Source organism: Halobacillus litoralis (genome assembly GCF_009856415.1).
GTDB lineage: Bacteria > Bacillota > Bacilli > Bacillales > Halobacillaceae > Halobacillus > Halobacillus litoralis_C.
Genome location: NZ_WMEZ01000001.1, coordinates 881,757 through 902,818, shown reverse-complemented (window position 1 = coordinate 902,818; position 21,062 = coordinate 881,757). Strand labels below are relative to the sequence as shown.

The 21,062-nt window shown below is 46.2% G+C and carries 19 protein-coding genes; 17 read left to right on the top strand and 2 right to left on the bottom strand.

The window, feature by feature from the left end; all coding sequences use genetic code 11:
* The first annotated feature begins 37 nt into the window (after positions 1-37).
* The 13 genes from lspA (at position 38) to GLV98_RS04690 (ending at position 16,754) form a co-directional block, all read left to right on the top strand.
* On the top strand, positions 38-511 hold the full coding sequence (lspA, locus tag GLV98_RS04750) for a signal peptidase II (protein WP_160912553.1): 474 nt from the start codon (positions 38-40) through the stop codon (positions 509-511).
* Positions 508-1,419, top strand: coding sequence for an RluA family pseudouridine synthase (locus GLV98_RS04745; protein WP_160912551.1), 912 nt, complete (start codon positions 508-510; stop codon positions 1,417-1,419). The genes lspA and GLV98_RS04745 overlap by 4 nt, the downstream gene beginning before the upstream one ends.
* Positions 1,420-1,611: 192 nt before the next feature.
* Positions 1,612-2,154, top strand: a complete 543-nt coding sequence (pyrR, locus tag GLV98_RS04740; protein ID WP_089654623.1) for a bifunctional pyr operon transcriptional regulator/uracil phosphoribosyltransferase PyrR — start codon at positions 1,612-1,614, stop codon at positions 2,152-2,154.
* Positions 2,155-2,339: 185 nt separating this feature from the next.
* Positions 2,340-3,728: a solute carrier family 23 protein gene (locus GLV98_RS04735; RefSeq protein ID WP_160912549.1), complete on the top strand. Its 1,389-nt coding sequence runs from the start codon at positions 2,340-2,342 to the stop codon at positions 3,726-3,728.
* Between the two features lie 161 nt (positions 3,729-3,889).
* A complete protein-coding gene (locus tag GLV98_RS04730) occupies positions 3,890-4,786 on the top strand; it encodes an aspartate carbamoyltransferase catalytic subunit (protein WP_160912547.1) in 897 nt (298 codons plus the stop codon).
* The gene (locus GLV98_RS04725; RefSeq protein WP_160912545.1) at positions 4,787-6,076 is read left to right on the top strand and encodes a dihydroorotase; all 1,290 of its coding nucleotides are present in this window, start codon (positions 4,787-4,789) and stop codon (positions 6,074-6,076) included.
* Positions 6,057-7,166 (top strand): carbamoyl phosphate synthase small subunit, encoded by a 1,110-nt coding sequence (locus GLV98_RS04720; RefSeq protein ID WP_160912543.1) that lies wholly within the window; start codon positions 6,057-6,059, stop codon positions 7,164-7,166. Before GLV98_RS04725 ends, GLV98_RS04720 begins: the two co-directional genes overlap by 20 nt.
* Positions 7,145-10,348, top strand: a complete 3,204-nt coding sequence (gene carB, locus GLV98_RS04715) for a carbamoyl-phosphate synthase large subunit (RefSeq protein ID WP_160912541.1) — start codon at positions 7,145-7,147, stop codon at positions 10,346-10,348. Before GLV98_RS04720 ends, carB begins: the two co-directional genes overlap by 22 nt.
* Complete coding sequence (locus GLV98_RS04710) at positions 10,345-11,103, top strand: dihydroorotate dehydrogenase electron transfer subunit (RefSeq protein ID WP_160912539.1); 759 nt, start codon at positions 10,345-10,347, stop codon at positions 11,101-11,103. Before carB ends, GLV98_RS04710 begins: the two co-directional genes overlap by 4 nt.
* Positions 11,100-12,032, top strand: a complete 933-nt coding sequence (locus GLV98_RS04705) for a dihydroorotate dehydrogenase (protein WP_160912537.1) — start codon at positions 11,100-11,102, stop codon at positions 12,030-12,032. Before GLV98_RS04710 ends, GLV98_RS04705 begins: the two co-directional genes overlap by 4 nt.
* The gene (gene pyrF / locus GLV98_RS04700) at positions 11,998-12,720 is read left to right on the top strand and encodes an orotidine-5'-phosphate decarboxylase (RefSeq protein ID WP_237417027.1); all 723 of its coding nucleotides are present in this window, start codon (positions 11,998-12,000) and stop codon (positions 12,718-12,720) included. The genes GLV98_RS04705 and pyrF overlap by 35 nt, the downstream gene beginning before the upstream one ends.
* A complete protein-coding gene (pyrE, locus tag GLV98_RS04695) occupies positions 12,695-13,321 on the top strand; it encodes an orotate phosphoribosyltransferase (protein ID WP_160912533.1) in 627 nt (208 codons plus the stop codon). The genes pyrF and pyrE overlap by 26 nt, the downstream gene beginning before the upstream one ends.
* Before the next feature lie 1,258 nt (positions 13,322-14,579).
* Positions 14,580-16,754: an FUSC family protein gene (locus GLV98_RS04690; RefSeq protein ID WP_160912531.1), complete on the top strand. Its 2,175-nt coding sequence runs from the start codon at positions 14,580-14,582 to the stop codon at positions 16,752-16,754.
* A gap of 36 nt (positions 16,755-16,790) precedes the next feature.
* On the opposite strand, the gene GLV98_RS20220 is transcribed toward GLV98_RS04690, so the two are convergent.
* Both GLV98_RS20220 and GLV98_RS04685 read right to left on the bottom strand, forming a co-directional pair.
* Positions 16,791-16,916, bottom strand: a complete 126-nt coding sequence (locus tag GLV98_RS20220) for a hypothetical protein (RefSeq protein ID WP_272917274.1) — start codon at positions 16,914-16,916, stop codon at positions 16,791-16,793.
* Between the two features lie 105 nt (positions 16,917-17,021).
* The gene (locus GLV98_RS04685; protein WP_160912529.1) at positions 17,022-18,737 is read right to left on the bottom strand and encodes an Rqc2 family fibronectin-binding protein; all 1,716 of its coding nucleotides are present in this window, start codon (positions 18,735-18,737) and stop codon (positions 17,022-17,024) included.
* A 150-nt stretch (positions 18,738-18,887) separates the two neighbouring features.
* Between GLV98_RS04685 and GLV98_RS04680 the strand changes: the two genes are divergently transcribed.
* From GLV98_RS04680 to rpoZ, 4 genes are all read left to right on the top strand, one after another.
* Positions 18,888-19,769 carry a YicC/YloC family endoribonuclease gene (locus tag GLV98_RS04680; protein WP_160912527.1) on the top strand — a complete coding sequence of 294 codons (882 nt, stop codon included), beginning with the start codon at positions 18,888-18,890 and terminating at the stop codon, positions 19,767-19,769.
* A 79-nt stretch (positions 19,770-19,848) separates the two neighbouring features.
* Positions 19,849-20,112, top strand: a complete 264-nt coding sequence (remA, locus tag GLV98_RS04675; protein WP_027954142.1) for an extracellular matrix/biofilm regulator RemA — start codon at positions 19,849-19,851, stop codon at positions 20,110-20,112.
* A 14-nt stretch (positions 20,113-20,126) separates the two neighbouring features.
* On the top strand, positions 20,127-20,741 hold the full coding sequence (gene gmk, locus GLV98_RS04670) for a guanylate kinase (protein ID WP_160912525.1): 615 nt from the start codon (positions 20,127-20,129) through the stop codon (positions 20,739-20,741).
* Between the two features lie 2 nt (positions 20,742-20,743).
* Positions 20,744-20,971, top strand: a complete 228-nt coding sequence (gene rpoZ / locus GLV98_RS04665; protein ID WP_146816568.1) for a DNA-directed RNA polymerase subunit omega — start codon at positions 20,744-20,746, stop codon at positions 20,969-20,971.
* Positions 20,972-21,062 lie beyond the last annotated feature (91 nt).

The following is a 21,062-nucleotide window of genomic DNA, read 5'->3' as shown; positions in this document are numbered from 1 at the left end:
TACAATAGGCTAGGACTAAGATTCATGGGGGACGCTTATGATTTTGTATTATATCATTGCCATTGGTCTCATCATCCTTGATCAGTGGACGAAGTGGCTTGTGGTCACAAAAATGAATATCGGAGAAAGCATAACGATCATCGAAAACTTTTTCTACTTGACTTCTCACCGGAATCAAGGAGCTGCCTGGGGGATATTACAAGGGCAGATGTGGTTCTTTTATATCATAACGGTGATTGTCATTGGATTTGTCATTTATTATTTACATCAATATGGAAAAGAAAGTCGCTTTGTAGGTGTAGCTCTTGCATTCATTCTCGCTGGGGCGATTGGGAATTTCATCGACCGTGTATTTCGTAAAGAAGTGGTTGATTTTGCTAACACGTACATTTTCTCTTATGACTTTCCTATTTTTAATGTAGCGGACTCTGCTCTTGTCGTCGGTGTGATTTTCGTCATGATTGCCACTTTCGTTGATGAGCGCAGAAAGAAAGGAAGTTTGAAATCTTGAGTGAACACTATAAGGTTACCGAAAACGATCAGTCGAAGCGTATTGATAAATTATTAACAGAGGTCATCGAGGAGGCGTCCAGGTCTCAAATTCAGGGGTGGCTGAAAGATGGGATTGTCTCAGTGGATGGAAAACCGGTGAAGAGCAATTACAAGGTGCAGGAGGGTGAAAGTATCACTTGGCATATTCCTGAGCCTGAACCGATGGATATCCTTCCGGAGGACATTCCGATTGAGATTGTGTATGAAGATGAAGATGTCATTGTCGTCAATAAACCATCAGGCATGGTGATCCACCCGGCAGCAGGCCACTATTCCGGAACACTCGTGAATGCTCTTTTATTCCATGTGAAAGATTTGTCTGGAATCAATGGGGTGGAGCGTCCGGGGATTGTTCATCGGATTGATAAAGACACGAGTGGTCTATTGATGGTAGCTAAGAATGATCTTGCTCATCAATCCCTCGCTGAGCAGCTCTCAAAGAAGACGGTGGAACGTAAATATGAAGCGATTGTCCATGGGGAAATTCACCATGAATATGGCACCATTGATGCACCGATTGGACGGGATCCTAAAGATCGTCAAAGGATGGCTGTGGTCGATGGCGGGCGCGATGCGGTCACTCATTTCCGTGTACTCCGTCATTTCACTGATTTCACTTTGGTCGAATGTAAATTGGAAACAGGGCGTACGCACCAGATCCGTGTGCATATGCGCTACATTGAGCATCCACTAGCGGGTGATCCGAAGTACGGCCCTCGTAAAACGTTAGACCTTGATGGGCAGGCCCTGCATGCGAAATCCTTAGGTTTTGAGCATCCGAGAACAGGCGAATGGAAAAAGTTTGAGGTTGAGCCTCCAGCGGAATTTAAAGAGACACTGAAGTACTTGGAAACAAGAGAGGTATAAAAAGTTATTGACAAACCCTAAAGGGAGTGTCATACTTCCATATAGAATATAAAGACCTTTAAGGACAGTCCCGTGAGGCTGAAAAGGTGACGGTTATACACAGGATACGTGTATCGATAACCCCTTTTCTGCCATTATGCGGAAAAGGGGTTTTTTCGTCATTGAAACCATGGAATCAAGGAGGACTCGATCATGAATGCAAAAGCGACGGTACTTGATGATGCAGCGATCCGTAGGGCATTAACCCGGATCTCTCATGAAATCATAGAAAAAAATAAAGGAATTGAGGATCTCGTCCTTGTAGGGATTAAAACCCGTGGTGTTCCGATTGCTCAGCGTCTCAAGGATAAGATCCAGGAGATTGAAGGTGCAGACCTTCCAGACGGGGAGCTGGATATCACACTCTACCGCGATGATTTGACTCCTCAGGAAAATGGAGCAGAACCTCAATTGAAAGAAACGAACATTACGGCGGATATCGATGGTAAGAAAGTCATCCTCGTTGACGATGTTCTTTATACAGGCCGAACGGTGCGTGCCGCAATGGATGCACTGATCGACCATGGAAGACCGAAAGAAATCCAGCTGGCGGTTTTAGTGGACCGGGGGCACCGGGAACTGCCGATCCGAGCGGATTATGTCGGAAAAAATGTTCCGACTTCCCAGGAAGAGATCATTACTGTCACTTTATCTGAAACCGACGAAGCGGACGAAGTGAAGATTTATGAAAAATGAATGAACGGTAACCTTTAAAGGAAGTCCCGTGAGGCTTAAAAGGTTCGTAAGGATACGTGTATCTCTACACGTCTACCTCTTTGCGTACTTTTTAAGCGCAAAGAGGTTTTTTTATGTAAAAATCTCACGGGTTCCAAGCCATTCACTACCCTCACACTAGAGGAGACATCAAGGAGGAATTCGATATGAAACAACATAAAGCAGCACTCGACGTTAATGAAGTACCAGCACTAAATAAATGGCTCGTTCTAAGCCTCCAGCATTTGTTCGCGATGTTCGGCGCAACGATTCTCGTACCTTTTCTGACCGGATTATCGCCATCGGTCGCACTCGTATCAAGCGGGTTCGGAACACTTGCTTACCTGCTCATTACAAGAGGGAAGGTACCGGCCTATCTTGGTTCTAGTTTCGCCTTCATCGCTCCGATCATTGAAGTATCCAAATCAAGCGGCGTGGCAGGAGCGATGGTGGGAAGTTTTCTTGCCGGTCTCGTCTACGGCCTGGTTGCTCTTTTAATCTCCATCTACGGAACGAAGTGGCTCATGAACCTGCTTCCTCCGATTGTTGTAGGACCGGTCATCATTGTCATTGGCCTTGGATTAGCATCAACAGCGGTGGAAATGGCGATGTATCTCCCGGGTCAGGAAGAAAACATATACAGTGGTACACACTTCATGGTTGCCCTAGTCACACTGGCGATTACGATCATCGCATCGATCTACTTTAAAGGGTTCTTTTCCCTGCTGCCGATCCTCTTCGGAATAGTCGGTGGGTATGCTTTCGCAATGACTCAAGGAATCGTAGACACGAGCGGGATTCAACAAGAATGGACAGCCATAACCACAGCAGGTTCGTTTACGGGCGCGATAGCTGCGCTTTTCCAAGCTCCTGATTTCGTTGTACCATTCGTCGACTTTTCGCCACTGGAAGTGATCAGCTGGGAAATCGCCTTTCTGATGGTACCCTTTGCACTCGTCACTATCACCGAACATACGGGTGACCAAATGGTTTTATCGAAAGTCGTGGGAAGAAACTTTTTAAAAAACCCAGGACTGGATAAATCCATTCTCGGCGACGGAGTCGCTACATTCATCGCCTCCTGCCTAGGGGGACCTCCGAACACGACGTATGGAGAAAATATCGGAGTGCTCGCGATTACGAGAGTGTACAGTGTGTTCGTCATCGGCGGAGCGGCTGTGATCGCCATCGTCTTCGGTTTCATCGGAATGGTAACCGCGGTCATCAGCTCCATTCCGACAGCCGTCATGGGAGGGGTATCCATCCTGCTCTTCGGAATCATCGCTTCCAGCGGCCTCCGGATGTTAATTGATAATCAGATCGACTTTGGTGAAAAGAGAAACTTGATCATCGCCTCTGTCATCCTCGTCATCGGCGTAGGCGGTGCTTTCGTCCAAGTGACGGAGGATGTACAGATTGCAGGAATGGCACTTGCTGCCATTATCGGTGTCGCGCTCAACTTGATCCTTCCTGGTAAAGAAAAAGGACACGGAAATGGGCAGATGTTTGAGGCACCAGAAGTCGACCAACAAAACAAGAAAAATCATGTAGCATAACCAACACTAGCTTCACGTTTTAATTGGGTCCCGAGAGGCTCGAAAAGGTGCACTAGGGATGGGCTCGTTTGTCATGCGACGAGTTCAGCACCCCCAGACACCTGGGGGTGCTTTTTTCTCCTAGTCCCCGTTACATTAAAAATAGGAACGGAGAGATGAACATGACCGCTATTCGATCCAAGAGGAACTTGCTTTCCATTCAACAGCTGAGCAATGAGCAAATCCACGACCTTCTTTACTTAGCAGAGAGACTGAAAGATCCCGCAAACCGTCCTTCATTTTCGGGACATTTTGCTGCCAACCTTTTTTTAGAACCGAGCACGCGTACAAAAACGAGTTTTCACATCGCTGAAAGAAAAATGGGTTTCGATGTCGTTGAGCTGGATGGTGTCGATTCGAGCTTAACGAAAGGGGAGAGCCTGTATGACACGTTAAAGACGTTGGAGTCCATCGGCGTGGATCTAGCTGTCGTCAGGCAATCCGAAGTCGGCGGCCTGGCAGCATGTACAGAAGGATTGGATATGCCCCTGATCAACGCCGGAGATGGCTGTGGGGAACATCCGACACAATCTCTTCTAGACTTGTACACCATCCATGAACATTTTCAAAGTTTCAGAGGCTTGCATGTATGCATTGCGGGAGATTTGAAACATAGCCGGGTGGCAAGGTCCAATGCCTATGCGCTAAGACAGCTCGGAGCCCAGGTATCTTTTGTCAGTAAACCAGAATGGCAGGACCCTACCATGACAGAGGATTACATCACGATAGACGAAGCCGTTGGAACGTGTGATGTCCTGATGCTCCTGCGGATTCAACATGAACGCCATACAAACCATGATGAAACAGGGAGTTATCTAGAGCAATATGGGCTGACAGTAGAAAGGGAGGCACGGATGCTGAATCACAGCATCATCCTTCACCCAGCTCCGGTGAATCGCGGGGTAGAAATCGATGAGAGACTTGTGGAATGCAAAAAATCAAAGATTTTCAGGCAAATGACGAATGGAGTAACAATGCGGATGGCCATCATCCACGCACTCATGAAAGGGGAGCTTTAAATGAAGAAGAAAATCATTAACGGTCAGGTGTTTACAGATCACCGATTTGAGAAATCCGAAATTTTGATCGAGGACGGTACGATTGTTGAAATAGCTCCGTCTGTTGGAGACGCGGATGAAGTCATTGACGCGAAAGAAGGTCTTGTTCTGCCGGGATTGGTCGATGTCCATATCCATTTGCGTGAACCTGGAGATGAACAAAAAGAAACCATCCGTACAGGGACAGAAGCCGCAGCTCGTGGAGGCTTCACCACTGTGTGTGCCATGCCGAACACAAAGCCTGTGCCTGATTCCGAAGAAAACATGCAAAAGTTAATGGAGAAGATCAAGCAGGATGCATCAGTCAGAGTGCTGCCTTACGCTTCGATTACGACTCGTCAGCTCGGAAGAGAGCTTGTTGATATGCCGACGCTATCAAACATGGGCGCGTTCGCTTTTACCGATGATGGAGTCGGTGTCCAGACAGCAGGCATGATGTTTGAAGCGATGAAGGAAGCGAGTCGTCTAAACAAAGCCATCGTTGCACACTGCGAGGATAATTCACTTGTGTACAAAGGGGTCGCCCACCAAGGGGAAGTAAGCGAAAGGCTCGGTCTTCCCGGAATTGCAAACATTGCGGAGTCCGTACAAATTGCAAGAGATGTTCTACTTGCAGAAGCGACCGGCTGCCATTATCACGTGTGTCACGTATCAACAAAGGAATCGGTGAGGGTCATCCGTGACGCGAAAAAGGCAGGGATTCATGTCACCGCGGAAGTGACACCCCACCACTTGATTCTCAATGAAATGGATATCCGTGAAGACGATGCCTTTTTCAAAATGAACCCACCGCTTCGTTCAAAAGAAGATCAAAAAGTGCTCATCGAAGGTTTGGTAGACGGAACCATCGATTTTATTGCGACCGATCATGCTCCACATACGGAAGAGGATAAGAAAGAAGGCTTCCTCTACTCGCCATTTGGAATCACAGGTTTGGAAACCGCCTTTCCGCTGTTGTACACCCACTTCGTAGAAAAGCATGGCATTCAGCTGGAGCGTCTTGTGGAGTGGTTGACGAGGAAGCCGGCAGAGACTTTCGGAATCCCTTATGGAACCTTGGAAAAGGGGTCAGTGGCGGATATAACCGTTGTCGAAGTGAACGAGGAGCGGATGATCGACCGTCACAGCTTTGCCTCGAAAGGAAAGAACACGCCTTTCCATGGCTGGAGCGCGAAAGGTTGGCCGGAGCTTACGATAATTGAAGGAAAAATTGTATGGGAGGGGAAAACGCATGAAACAACTCGTGCTTGAAGATGGAACCGTATTTGTAGGTGAAGGATTCGGAAGTGAGCGGGAAACGATCGGTGAGGTCGTTTTCAACACAGGAATGAGCGGCTATCAGGAAGTGATTTCTGATCCATCTTATTATGGGCAGCTGATCACCTTCACGTATCCTCTCATCGGAAACTATGGCATCAACCGAGATGATTTTGAAACCGTCAATCCGGGAGTCTTCGGGGTCATAGTTAAAGAACACTGTGATTTCCCTTCTAATTTTCGAAATGAAGAAACGATCGATGAATTTCTGAAAGCTAAAAATATTCCAGGCATCAGTGACATTGATACGAGAAAGCTGACAAAAATCATCCGCCAGCATGGAACGATGAAGGCGATGATCACATCTTCTGATCGTCCGGTTTCGGAAGTTCTCAACATACTGGAAGCTACTCCGCTATTGAATGACCAAGTGAAACAAGTATCGACGGTGAAGCCTTACGTCGTTCCAGGGAGAGGCGAGCGGATCGTCCTGGTGGATTTCGGTATGAAGCACGGCATTCTACGGGAGTTCACGAAGCGCGATTGTCATGTCACGGTCGTTCCTTACCACACGTCATCAGAAGAGATCCTGAGATTAAAACCGGATGGCGTCATGCTCTCCAACGGTCCTGGGGATCCGAAAGATGTTCCGGAAGCGATCCAAACGATCCGTGAATTGATTGGTCAGGTACCGATTTTCGGGATCTGTCTTGGCCACCAACTGATTGCTCTCGCATCTGGTGCAGACACTTCTAAAATGAAGTTCGGGCACAGAGGAATCAATCAGCCTGTGAAGGATTTGGATACAGGAAGAACCTATATCACGTCACAGAACCATGGCTATGCTGTCAATCTCCAATCATTGGAACAGACAGACCTGCGTCTTTCCCAAGTTTCTTTGAATGACAACTCCGTAGAAGGATTGAAACATAAGAACCACCCGGTGTTCTCTGTGCAATACCATCCGGAAAGTTCACCGGGACCGGAAGACACCGCCCACTTATTTGATGAATTCTTAGAAATGATTGACTATCATCTGAAGACAACGAAGGAGGACTCCAAATGCCTAAGCGTACAGATCTAACTAAAATTCTTGTGATCGGATCCGGTCCGATCGTCATCGGCCAGGCGGCTGAATTTGACTATTCCGGCACACAAGCTTGCCAATCTTTGAAAGAAGAAGGGTATGAAGTCATCCTTGCGAATTCCAATCCAGCAACGATCATGACTGACCATACCTTTGCCGATCAAGTCTATATGGAACCATTGACGCTTGAGTTCCTGCAGAAAATCATCCGTAAAGAAACCCCTGACGCGATCCTTCCTACACTTGGGGGGCAAACGGGGTTGAATATGGCGGTAGAGTTGAGCGAATCTGGCATTCTCGAAGAATTTGATGTGGAACTACTAGGGACGCCGCTTGATGCCATCCAACAGGCCGAAGACCGTGAAAAATTCCGGGCCTTGATGCATGAGATGAACCAACCTGTACCTGAAAGTGAGATTGTCAGCACGGTAGAAGAAGCATTGGATTTTGCGGAAACAATTGGCTTTCCAGTCATCGTCCGCCCTGCCTATACGATGGGCGGAGCCGGTGGAGGCATGTGCGACGATGCCGCTCAGTTGAAAGAGATTGCTAGAAGCGGACTGGCCGCTTCTCCGGTCAGCCAATGCTTGATAGAGAAAAACATTGCCGGCTTTAAAGAAGTGGAGTATGAAGTGATGCGCGATGGTGCAGACAATAAAATCGTCGTTTGTAACATGGAAAACTTCGATCCTGTCGGCATTCACACCGGAGATTCCATCGTTGTCGCACCTTCCCAAACGCTCAGTGACCGGGAATACCAAATGCTTAGAAATGCTTCATTGGAGATCATCCAGGCTCTCCAAATTGAAGGCGGATGTAACGTCCAGCTTGCTCTCGATCCGGACAGTTTCCAATATTACATCATAGAAGTGAATCCGCGCGTCAGTCGTTCATCTGCCCTTGCTTCCAAGGCGACCGGCTATCCGATTGCAAAATTAGCAGCCAAAATCGCCGTAGGAATGACGCTCGATGAAATCAAGAACCCTGTCACGGGTACGACCTATGCCTGCTTTGAACCAGCACTCGATTATGTCGTAACGAAAATTCCGCGCTGGCCGTTTGATAAATTCGCCAAAGGCAACCGAACGCTGGGTACGCAGATGAAAGCGACCGGAGAAGTGATGAGCATCGGCAGAAGTTTCGAAGAATCTCTTCTGAAAGGCATCCGATCCCTGGAGGGGGATACAGAAGAACTCTATCTGTCTTATGCTGAACAAATGGAAGAAGAGGATCTTAAGAGAAGATTGAGAAAAGCGGATGATGAACGAATATTTTTGATTGCAGAAGCCTTAAGGAGAGGCTATACCATCGAAAGCCTGCATGAAATAACGGGCGGTATCGATCTATTCTTTCTTTATAAACTGCACCGCATCATCCAGCTCGAAAAGCAAGTCGCACAAGGAGAAATGGATGCCTCTTTACTGCAAAAGGTGAAAAGAATTGGATTTTCTGATACTCAGATCGCAAGGTTAACAAAGCGGAAGGAAGCGGACGTGCGGGAATGGAGAAGAAGTCACGGCATCCGCCCTGTCTACAAGATGGTCGATACGTGTGCTGGTGAGTTTGAATCGGAAACCCCTTATTTTTACAGCAGTTACGAAGAAGAGAACGAAGCCATTCCGAGTGAAAATAAAAAAGTGCTCGTCATTGGCTCTGGACCGATTCGGATCGGCCAGGGGGTCGAATTCGACTATGCGACCGTTCATTCTGTCCTTGCTCTAAAGGAAATGGGCTATGAAGCTATCATTATGAACAATAACCCGGAAACGGTTTCCACAGACTTCAGCGTTTCTGACAAACTCTATTTTGAACCCTTATCGCTTGAAGATGTGATGAATGTGATCGATCTCGAACAGCCGGAAGGAGTCATTGTCCAGTTCGGAGGTCAGACAGCCATCAATCTCGTGGACGGATTGACGAAGGAAGGCGTCAAAATACTTGGTACAACGATGGAGTCGATCGATAAAACGGAAGACAGGGATTTGTTCGAACAGCTGCTTAACGATTTGAACATCCCTAAACCAGGAGGAGAAAGTGTCACAAGCGCAGAGGAAGCGTTCCTTGCTGCTGAAAAAATCGGATATCCACTTGTCGTCAGACCTTCCTATGTCCTAGGCGGCCGTGCGATGGCCATCGTCTATTCAAACGAAGAGCTCTCTTCTTACTTGGAAACGAATGCTTCCGCACACAATGGTCATCCCATTTTGATCGACAAGTATATGACGGGGATGGAGATCGAAGTCGATGCCATTTCTGACGGGGAAGATGTGTTCATCCCTGGGATCATGGAACACATTGAGCGTGCCGGTGTCCACTCTGGAGACTCCATGGCGGTTTATCCGACCCAGCGGCTTACGAAAGAACTTGAGCAACAGTGTATCGATGCGACAACGAAAATTGCCAGAGAGTTGAATATGAAAGGACTTATCAACATCCAATTTGTGGTTTACAAAGGGACGGCGTATGTCCTTGAAGTGAACCCGAGAGCAAGCCGGACGGTACCTTTCTTGAGTAAAATCACAGGAGTTCCGATGGCAAGGCTCGCGACGAAGGTTCTATTAGGCAAAACATTGAAGGACGAAGGATACACATCAGGAGTTGCGGCTAAGCCGAACGGTGTCTATGTCAAAGTGCCTGTCTTCTCTTTTGAAAAACTGAGAAGTGTTGATACCACGCTCGGACCTGAAATGAAGTCGACCGGTGAAGTCATCGGGTATGATCAAACATTGGAAAAAGCCCTTTACAAAGGAATGACCTCAGCAGGATTGAAGATCCCGACACAAGGGTCTGTCTTGCTGACCGTTGCAGACAAAGACAAATCAGAGATGCTGGACATTGCCAAGACCTTCTTTGAGCTGGGATTCCGTCTGTTCGCCACGGAAGGAACAGCATCTGTCATCGAAGAAGCTCAAATCCCTGTTGAAGCCGTAGGTAAAGTGGGCTCTGATCAGCGCGACGTCATTGATCTGATTCAACAAGGGGAAGTACAATTCGTCGTCAATACCCTCAATAAAGGCATGCGCGCAAGGTCGGATGGGTTCAGAATCCGCAGAGAAGCGGTTGAACATGGTCTTGCTTGTCTAACAAGCCTGGACACAGCAAAAACCATTGTTGACGTCATCAACGCTATGTCCTTCTCGGCACGTGCAATCACACCGATGAAAGGGGTGACAGGATGAAAAACGAATGGATGACCATTCTTAGACATGTGAAGGTTGCGAGAGATACGCACCTTCTCGTGCTCGAGGGGGATTTGGTGTGGGACATCGCCGATCCCGGTCAATTCGTCCACATCAAGATCGATGGTTTCTATCTAAGACGCCCGATATCCATTGCGGATTATGACCTGAAAAATCAAACCATGACCCTGATTTATAAAGTCATGGGAGACGGGACCAAAGGTTTAACGCGTTGTCAGGTTGGAGAGCGTTTGGACGTCCTTGGGCCTGGAGGTCAAGGTTTTCCGACAACAAGAATCCATGACGATCATGCCTTGATTATTGGTGGAGGCATTGGCGTGCCACCGCTTTACAGCACGGCGAAAAAGTTGAAGGAAAGCGGAGTGGCGGTCACGAGTATTCTCGGTTTCAGATCCAAGGAGGAGGCCTTTTTACTGGATGAATTCCGAGCCCTTGGAGAAGTCCTCGTGACGACAGAAGATGGATCATTAGGAAGGAGCGGCCGTGTGACGGACGCTCTCCCTCATGTAAAAGAAAGCTACCAGCTTTACTTATCCTGTGGACCGACGGTGATGTTAAAAGCCGTCGCTGACCGCCATCCGGACACACCAGGGTATTTGTCGATGGAAGAACGGATGGGCTGTGGAATCGGAGCTTGTTTTGCCTGTGTCGTTGAATCGAAAGATGAAAAAGGATACAAGCGCATCTGTTGTGATGGACCTGTATTCAAAGCTGGGGAGGTCGTCTTATCATGAATTTATCTGTGAATCTACCGGGTTTGAACCTGAAAAATCCTGTGATGCCGGCTTCTGGTTGCTTTGCATTCGGCAAGGAATTCGCCCAATTTTATGATTTATCCCACCTTGGAGCTGTCATTATGAAAGCAGCCACGAAGGAACGGCGCTTTGGAAATGGCACACCACGGGTGGCGGAAACCGCAAGCGGCATGCTGAATGCGATCGGACTGCAAAATCCAGGTGTGGAAAGCATCATCTCACACGAAATTCCTTTTTTGAAAGAACATCACCTTCCGATCATTGCCAATGTGGCTGGAAGCACGGTGGAGGAATACGTGGAGGTTGCAAAACAAATCTCTCCCCATGTCGATGCCATCGAATTGAACATCTCTTGCCCGAATGTGAAAGAGGGAGGTGTACAGTTCGGCACGGATCCTGCCTTAGCGAAAGAAGTGACCCGTCATGTCGTAGAAGTGAGTGATGTGCCTGTGTATGTGAAGCTTTCACCGAATGTAACTGACATCGTCTGCATGGCTCTAGCAGCGGAAGAAGCGGGTGCTTCAGGTCTTTCCATGATTAATACACTGACAGGAATGAGGATTGACCCTAAGACGCGCAAACCTGTCATAGCAAATGGAACAGGAGGGCTCTCAGGAGCAGCCATCAAGCCGATCAGCATCCGCATGATCCATCAGGTTTATCAAGCCGTATCCATCCCGATCATCGGCATGGGCGGGATTGAAACAGCTGAAGATGTATTGGAATACTTACTTGCCGGTGCGAGTGCCGTGGCGATCGGAAGTGCGAACTTTAAAAATCCTTTCATTTGTAAGGAAATCATTGAAGAATTGCCGGCTACTCTTTCGCGTTACGGTTTTTCAAACGTAAAGCAAGCGATTGGAGGTACTCATGTTGAAAAAGTTGAAACCCCTGTACTTCGCTCTTGATTTTCAAACAGGAGACGAGGCCTTGGATTTTTTGGAGCGTCACCATCTTACAGGCATTCCGGTTAAAGTAGGCATGGAGCTTTTTTATAAAGAAGGCCCTAGCATCATCCATCGATTAAAGGAAAACGGACACGAGATCTTTCTAGATTTGAAACTGCATGATATTCCAGAAACGGTCCGCCGTGCAATGAGAGGCCTTGCCAGCATGAACATCGATGTCGTCAATGTCCATGCCCAAGGTGGAGAAGAAATGATGAGATCCGCGAAGCTTGGTTTGGAAGAAGGAGCCCAAGATCATGTGCCCATCTTACTAGCAGTGACCATACTTACCTCTTCTGACCAAAAGATGCTGGAGGAAGAATTGCTGATTGACCACCCGTTGACTGACGTTGTCAAGCACTATGGGACGCGAGCGGATAAATGTGGTGTGGATGGTGTCGTTTGCTCAGTAGAAGAAGCGGAAATCATCAAGAAACATACAGCGCTTGCAGCTTTAACACCGGGAATACGTCTTCCAGGTGGAGAAAAACATGACCAAAAACGTGTCGCTACCCCTGAGAAAGCTCGTGAAAACGGGAGTGATGCGATGGTTGTGGGCAGAGCAATCCGTGACGCTGAAAAACCTGGGGAAATGTACAGAAAAATAAAGGAGGCGTTTCAACATGAGTCAATCAACACTCATCCGTGACCTGCTTCACATCGAAGCGGTTAGAATCGAAACCGAGAATTATTTCACATGGACATCTGGACTAAAGTCTCCGATCTATTGCGACAATCGCTTAACGATGTCCTATCCTGAAGTGAGAAAAAACATTGCAGAAGCATTTGTGGAAAGAATTGAGGCTCTCGGCTCAATCGATGTCATCGCAGGTTGTGCAACTGCGGGTATTCCCCATGCGGCCTGGGTGGCGGACCTTCTCAACCTACCTATGGTTTATGTCAGATCTTCAGCTAAAAAGCATGGAAAAGGAAACCAGATTGAAGGTCACATCGAAAAAGGTCAAAAAGCGGTTGTCATCGAGGATTTAATTTCAACTGGAAAATCGTCCATAGAAGCTGCAGAGGCCCTCGAGAACGAAGGGATCGAAGTGGTCGAAGTGCTGTCGATCTTCACCTATAACCTCCAAGCAGCTCAAGATGCTTTTAAAGGTAAAAGCTATTCTTATCAATCCCTGACCAGTTATGAAGAGCTCCTGCAGCAGTTACTCACTGAAAATCAAATCGAAAAAGAGCAGGAACAGCTGTTGATGAAGTGGAGACAGGATCCATATGTTTTTACGAACTCTTAACAGATAGGGGAGTTGCTATTTCTTCATTCTCCTAGTACGATGAAGTCATCAAAACGTATTGGTGATGTAAATGAAATCAAAAAAACATTCTTTTTTCATACTCATGAATGCCTCGCTTGGCTTATTGACCTGTTTTGTCTATTTATACACGTGGGTGGCATTCGCATTTATGGAGTCCATGTGGTCTTTGGAACCTTTACTGAGTTTATTCGCTTCCCTTGCTTTATTTATTTTGTGGAATGTTTATATGCTGAAGCGTGAAAGCCGAAGGTACTGGGCACAAGCGATTTTTTCTTATCTTGCATCGATAGCGGTATTCGCATATTTCCTAACCTGAAACCACGATTCAATCGTGGTTTTTTTAATCCAATGATATAATTGCAACTCATGATTTATTATAGATAAGCTTCCTAATTCTTTAAGATTCAGTTTCGAGATGTATGTGTGCGTTTAGGGGCTCCGGAAAAAGGTTCGCTTTCCATGGGGCGGGCGGTGAGCCTCCTCGAGCTTCGTTCTGCGGGGTCTCACCTGTCCCACACGTCCCATAGGAGTCTCACCGTTTCCCTCCGCCCCTTTACCTTATGAGTGTCTCGAAACTACTCCCATACAAACAGAGCTTCCAATATCTGTTGAAATCCTGAAGTCTGTGGCTACCCTATTGAAATGCTATTACAGCGCTTTATGACTCCTGGACAAGGAGGTAGGAAGACGGCCTTCAAAGTATAGGGAGTTCGTTTTTCAAATCCATCGAATGGGGTGGTTGGGAAGCTGCGAGACTCCCTTGGGAGAAAGGAGATAGGTGAGATCCCGCAGGACGTAGTCCGAGGAAGCTTACCACTCCCCCACAGGAAAGTGTTCAAATGCGGAATCGCCCTGGTAGACACGACTGGCATAAGCAGAACAGCAACGGAATGGGCCTTTTCATTCCTTTGCTGTTCTGCTTATGACGCGAGTGTCTGGGCGATGGAGCTGGACGAGTAGCTTCCCAGCCAACCCTGACGCTCATCCAAAGCAACGAACCCTGAAAGCATCTCGAGACTGAGTCTTCCACATTCCTGCCTTATTGCTAATTAAGTAAACAGCAATGAAAGCCAATAAGACAAAGCTTAAGAAAGGCCGGTTCCCTTTTGACAGATGGGATAGAGCGCTCTATAATTTATCTCTATCTATACAACCCTATTTTCACTCATATAAAGAAGTAATAATTTATGGTGGAATCGATCCAATACATAAAAAATAGGAGAGGAGGAATGGGTTTATGTATGAAATAGGAAGACAATCCTATTGGTTTAAGAGGATGCTTGCCTCAGATCCAGGAAATAAGCGGTTGCAGCAGGCAGGGAAAGCGACGCTCAGTGTCATCTCTTCCGTTTTCACTACGTTACTGGTCTTGAACCTCATCGGTCAAGAGCCTCTGCTCCCGGCCATTATCTCAGGTGTCTGCGGATTACTGGGCATCATGGCGGTCATGGATGATACGAAAAAGGAAAAGCAGGGAACGACACTTTTGCTTCCCTTTTCTGCTGTAAGTGGTGTGACGCTTGGTTCTCTGCTTTCCTGGAGTGACATTCTTGTATCAACGTTAATGATCTTGATCATCTTCTGCAGTTTTTATTTTTCTAAATTCGGTAGTCGTTATTTTTCTTTAGGGATGATCGGTTTTATTACTGTTTATTTTTCTTCCTTTTTAAAACTCCCTCCAGCACAATTCCCTTGGTTTTACGGTGCGATTGGTATAGGCATCAGCTACGCTTTCCTTTATAATTTCATCATTTTCCGAGATACGGCGCAGGAGCTGAAGCGGAGTGTCCAATCCTTTCATAGGCAGGCGAACCTGACTTTTGAACTATTGGCAGATGTCATTGAGGATTCATCCAGGAACCAGTTTCGATCGAAAAAATTGACCGAAAACGTGAAAAAGTTGAGGGACTATGCGAATCATGTGTCCACAGATTTGAATACCCAAAATATCAGGGAAGTCTGGCCAGGGGTTCGTACAGATCAATTGCGGTTATATGTGTTCGATACAGCTATGTTTGTCATGACACTATCAGATAGTTTAGAGAAATTGAAAGAAAACGGAGCGCTTGAGTCAGAAGAACTACGTTTGATCCTCTTCCGGCTCATTCGCACGTTGCAACAGGCAGAAGTTCTTAAAATGGACAAGGAAGAGAAGCATCTTGCTGAAGCCGAACGTGTCGTAGGAGCTTTGAGGGAGATGATTGACCAAAGGTTTGGTGAACATGAAACGAGGCCTGAGGGATGGTTGTATCTGCTTCGCCGGATTGAAGCGATTGCTACGCATGTGACGGAAGGAGCGCTCGCCATTAAATACAGTGGCGAACACGATCCCGGTGATGAATGGCCCGAAGAAAAGGAGGCAGGAGACGAGGAAGATAAAAAGAAGGGGATGGAGCCTTCAACGAAAAAGGCGATTCAGTCGGTGATTGCCGGAACGATCGCTGTCATTGTCGGTCATTTGATTTCACCTATTCAGCCATACTGGGTATTGCTAACGACGTTTATCGTCCAATTAGGGACACCAACCGTTGGGCGCACCTATTTGAAAGGTTTGGAAAGATCGATCGGGACGGTAGCAGGAGCCATTATTGGTTTCTTTTTGGCAAAATCTGTGTCGGGGCAGTCTGAATTGGAAGTAGCTCTCATATTTGCGGTTATCTTTTTTGCCTTTTACACGCTTCCGGTGTCCTACACGGTCATGAGTATGTTCATCACGATGCTCATCGCATTCATGTACGACCTTATGTTGGGCGGAATCACCTATGCATTGCTGCTTGCGCGGGTGGTCGATACGATTGCAGGAGCTGGAATAGCACTAGCAGCTGCCGCATTCATTTTCCCTACACGAACATTGGATAAAATGAAAGAGCAAATGGTGGAATACTTAGAGGATCTTGAGGGTTACGTCCTATCCTACATTCAAAATTTCCGCCGTTCAGAAAGCATGAAGGGGCTGGCAGATCTCGCTTTTCAGATGGATGAGAAGATCCAGCTGCTTGAAGAGGATGCAAAGCCTGCTTTGCAAAGACCTGGAGCGAATAAATACTCAGGTATTCCTCGGTTACTGATGTCCTTTACGGCTATTAATTATTATGCAAAACAGTTAGTGGCTTCGACGTATCAAAAGGATTTTCATCATTCCGAAGAAATCACAGAGGCGCTCAAGCGAACGGAAAAGGTGTACAACCATAACATTCGCACAATCATGGCGGTCATGAATGGGGAAGTAATGAATGGAAAACTGTATAGGCTTCAGCATGAGCGGGAAATGATTGAACGGTTTGCACCAGGACACAAAAAAGGGCAGGGGGATATCGTCCACCACCTATTTTATATTTGGAAAATTAATCAAGCATTGCTTGTGGTCGGAGAACGTATGGGATTGGAGACAGTGGAGGAAATGGGAGATTAAAGGAAGCACGTGCGAATCGCACGTGCTTCTTTTCATTTATCTATGACGATCGTATGGTCCTTCTCCAGCTTTGGAGATCGTAACTCGTTCTTCTCCCGTAGCTGGTTGAACAGCATCTCTGCTCTTTTTCGGATTACGTTTTGATTTTGAATTCTTTGGCATGACAGCAACCTCCTTAATCAGATTCAGTTGCCTTCCTATTGTTTGTTATCCAGTCCTTTGGTATGTGAAAATCCCTGTGCCAATTATAGGCACAGGGATTATGATTCAGTCTCTTTTCTTTAACCGTTTGATGAAGGTTGAATCAGGTGTCACGAATAACGTCTGCTGTTGGTCATACGTAACAAAACCTGGCTTCGCTCCTGAAGGCTTCTTCACGTGCCGTATACGCGTATAGTCTACGGGGACCGAAGAAGATTTGCTTGATTTACTGAAGTTCGCAGCAAGCTGTGCGGCTTCAAACAGCGTGTCTTCACTCGGGTCTTGATCTCTGATTACAACATGGGAGCCGGGAATATCTTTAGCATGGAGCCAAATATCCATTTTATTTGCCATACGGTTGGTCAAGTATTCGTTCTGTTTGTTGTTTCTACCGACATAGATCAACGTTCCATCCGTTGATTCAAAACTTTCCGGCTTCGGTTTTTGAGGCTTGTTTTTACGGTTCCCTTTCGCAGCCGGTTTCTTCTTTAAGTACCCTTGCTCACGCAGTTCTTCTCGAATTTCCTCGATATCCTCTTCTCTTGCTGATTCGACTTGTTGAATGAGGCGTTCGAAATATAGGATTTCGTCTTCGGCTTTTTTTATTTCCTTTTGGACGACTTCTTTGGATTTCTTCAGTTTTGCGTACGTTTGAAAATAGCTTTGGGCATTTTCACTTGGCGTTTTATTAGGGTTAAGTTCGATCGTCATTTCTGATTGATCAGGGTCGTAATAGTCAACGACCGTCACAGATTCGTCTCCTGTTTTGACCATATGCATGTGAGCAGTCAAAAGTTCGCCGAGTTTCTGGTATTCTTCGGCTGACTCCGATTTTTTCATCGTTGTTTCGTGTTTTTTAATTTTTCGTTGGTTTTTATCCCGTTCATTTTTCAAGAAACGGTGTAAATCTCCTGCCTGCTGCTTAACACGATCCCGCTCAGCTTTCCCGGAATAATAATCATCCAGCATGGCACTTACGCTGTCGAATTTTTCAACATCATTTGAAAAAGCATGCAAAGGAATGACGTAAAACTGCTCTTTTTCTGAGCGGTGGATCTGTGGCTCATACGTGTGATTGAGGATGATTTCCCGAATCTCCCGATAAGCTTCTTTCACGGCTTGGGACCCACCGAGTCCAGCACGATGGACAATTTCCTTCGTCACCATCGGAGAAAAACCCATCACCACATTCAATATTTGTTTATCCATTTTGCCTGAGTTAAAGTCCAATTTCCTTATGAATGCGTCTGGTTCAAGGTCAACCGGGTTGATTTTCCCTTGTTCTGGTGGGAGTTTATAAGGCTGGCCGGGCATAATCGTCCGGTGCCGGTTTTGGGAAGGGGGCAGATGCTTGATGCTGTCGAGCATATGTCCTTCTTCCTCATCGACCAGGAGAATGTTGGAGTGTTTCCCCATCACTTCGATAATGAGCGTTTTCATTGTTTCATCCCCGACTTCATTGCGGGTCCGGATATGGAACTTCACAATCCTTTCCATGTCCACCTGTTCAATACGTTCAATGAAACCTCCGATTAAATGCTTGCGGAGAAGCATGCACAGCATCGGTGGTTCTTTAGGGTTATGGTATTGATCGTCCGTCAAATGGAAGCGAGCATAGCTCGGGTGTGCGGACAATAATAGCGTCTGTTTTTTTCGGTTGGAACGGACCGTAAATACGAGCTCCGTTTCGGTTGGTTGATAAATTTTCATAATACGTCCGGACTGGATCGTTTCATTCAATTCGTTCGTGATCGCCCGGGTTACAATTCCGTCAAAAGACATCGTCTTCACCTCTCTACTGTTAGAAGTATAGCATGAGTAAAGCTCGTTATTCTAAGATTTTTCATCATGAAAAACCAAACATTCGCAACACGATCCTTTCTTTTGTTAAAATAAGGAGTACATTCATTTTACATATAGGTGTTGATCGTATTGTTAAAAAGTATGACAGGGTATGGAAAATCGACAGTAGAAGTCGGGGATAAAACGATTCATGTGGAGATTAGATCTGTGAATCATCGCTTTTTAGATATCACAACCAAAGTCCCGCACACATTATTGTTTTTTGAAGAGCGACTGAAGCAAGTCGTTAAAGGCCGTTTAACCAGGGGCCGCGTCGATATCTTTGTAAGGTTCGAAGGAGAAAATTCAGTTGAAAAGAAAATCGATGTCAATTGGGAGATTGTCGATCAATATTTAACCCGTTTGAAGGACATACAGCGCCGCTATGATTTGACGGGGGATATTTCTATTGATATGGTATCCAAGTTAGACTATGTTTTTTCGGAAAAAGAGATGGAAAACGATTCAGATGAGTTAAAAACGGCTTTATTAGAGGCCATGGATGATGCTGTTAGACAACTGGTAGAAATGCGGGCGAAAGAAGGTCACGAGTTATACGAAGACCTCAAAACGCGCATCGCAAAAGCCCGGTCGTGGCTGGACAGCCTTGACGAAAGGCGGCCGATGGTGATCGAAGAATATAAAGAGAGGATTCGGACCCGTGTGGAAGAATACACCAAAGAACAACTCCGGCCCGATGAAACAAAAATCCTCCAGGAAGTCGCTTTGCTAGCAGAAAAAGGGGATGTCACCGAAGAGTTGACAAGATTACAGTCCCACTTTATCCAATTTGAAGACACCCTTTCCATGGATGAGCCGGTTGGGAGAAGACTCGATTTTATCGTGCAGGAAATGCACCGTGAAGTGAATACGATCGGATCGAAATCCAATGACGGCAAAATGACGGAAATGGTTGTGAATTTGAAAAGCGAGATGGAAAAGGTGAAAGAACAAGTACAAAATGTTGAATAACAATTGTGTTTATGCCTAGTTTTTTCATATAATAGAGGTAGTCATAAAAGTGCTTGGTCAGAAGAAGGAGGAGTCAGCTTTGAGCTTGAAATTAATCAATATCGGTTTTGGAAACGTCGTATCTGCGAATCGTATTATTTCTATTGTTTCGCCTGAATCCGCTCCGATCAAACGTATCATCACGGTCGCCCGTGACAATAATAAATTAGTAGATGCTACATATGGCCGCCGAACGCGAGCAGTCATCATTACAGATAGTGATCATGTCGTCCTTTCAGCCGTCCAGCCGGAAACCGTCGGGCAGCGTGTCATCAGTAACGACGAGATCTCAGATGAAAACTAGGAGGACTTTTTGCAGTGATTGATCAGAAAGGTATTTTATTCATCCTTTCCGGCCCATCAGGTGTCGGAAAAGGAACGGTACGTAAAGCATTATTCGAACAATCGACAGATTTGCGCTATTCCATATCCATGACAACTCGTGATCCACGGGAAGGCGAAGTGGACGGCGTCGATTATTTCTTTAAATCGAGAGATGAGTTCGAGAAATTAATCAGTCAAGGCCAATTGATTGAACATGCGGAATATGTGGGAAACTATTATGGAACCCCGCGTCAATATGTTGAGCAGACATTGAATGAAGGCAAAGATGTCTTTTTGGAAATTGAAGTCCAGGGAGCACTCAAAGTAAGGGAAAACTTCCCTGAAGGCGTGTTCGTCTTTTTGATTCCACCTTCTTTGGAAGAATTGAAAGACCGCATCGTCAACCGTGGCACAGAAACGGAAGACAAAGTGAAAAACCGCTTGAAAGCAGCGAAAGAAGAAATTGATATGATGGATGCGTATGATTATGTCGTCGTGAACGATCAGATTGACAATGCTGTGACGAAAGTGAAAGCAATCGTTGCCAGCGAACACTGCAAACGTGAACGTGTCGCCCATCAATATAAAAAAGCATTGGAGGATGAATAATCATGATGTTAGAACCGTCCATTGATTCCCTACAGAAACAAATCAAATCTAAATACACGCTCGTCACGCTATCCGCAAGAAGAGCGCGTGAATTGAAACAAGGAAGTGCACCGATGATCGATCATCCGACATCCCACCAGCAAGTCGGTGTGGCACTTGAAGAAATCCGCGATGGCAAATTGAACTATATCGAAGCGGATGAAATCCAGGAACGAACAGAAACCACATAAGAACATCAAAACGACGTAGGAAAAGCCGCGCTTCTTCATTGAATCAGCGCGGCTTTTCCTACGTGTTTTAGTGACAACATTTTTCAAGTAA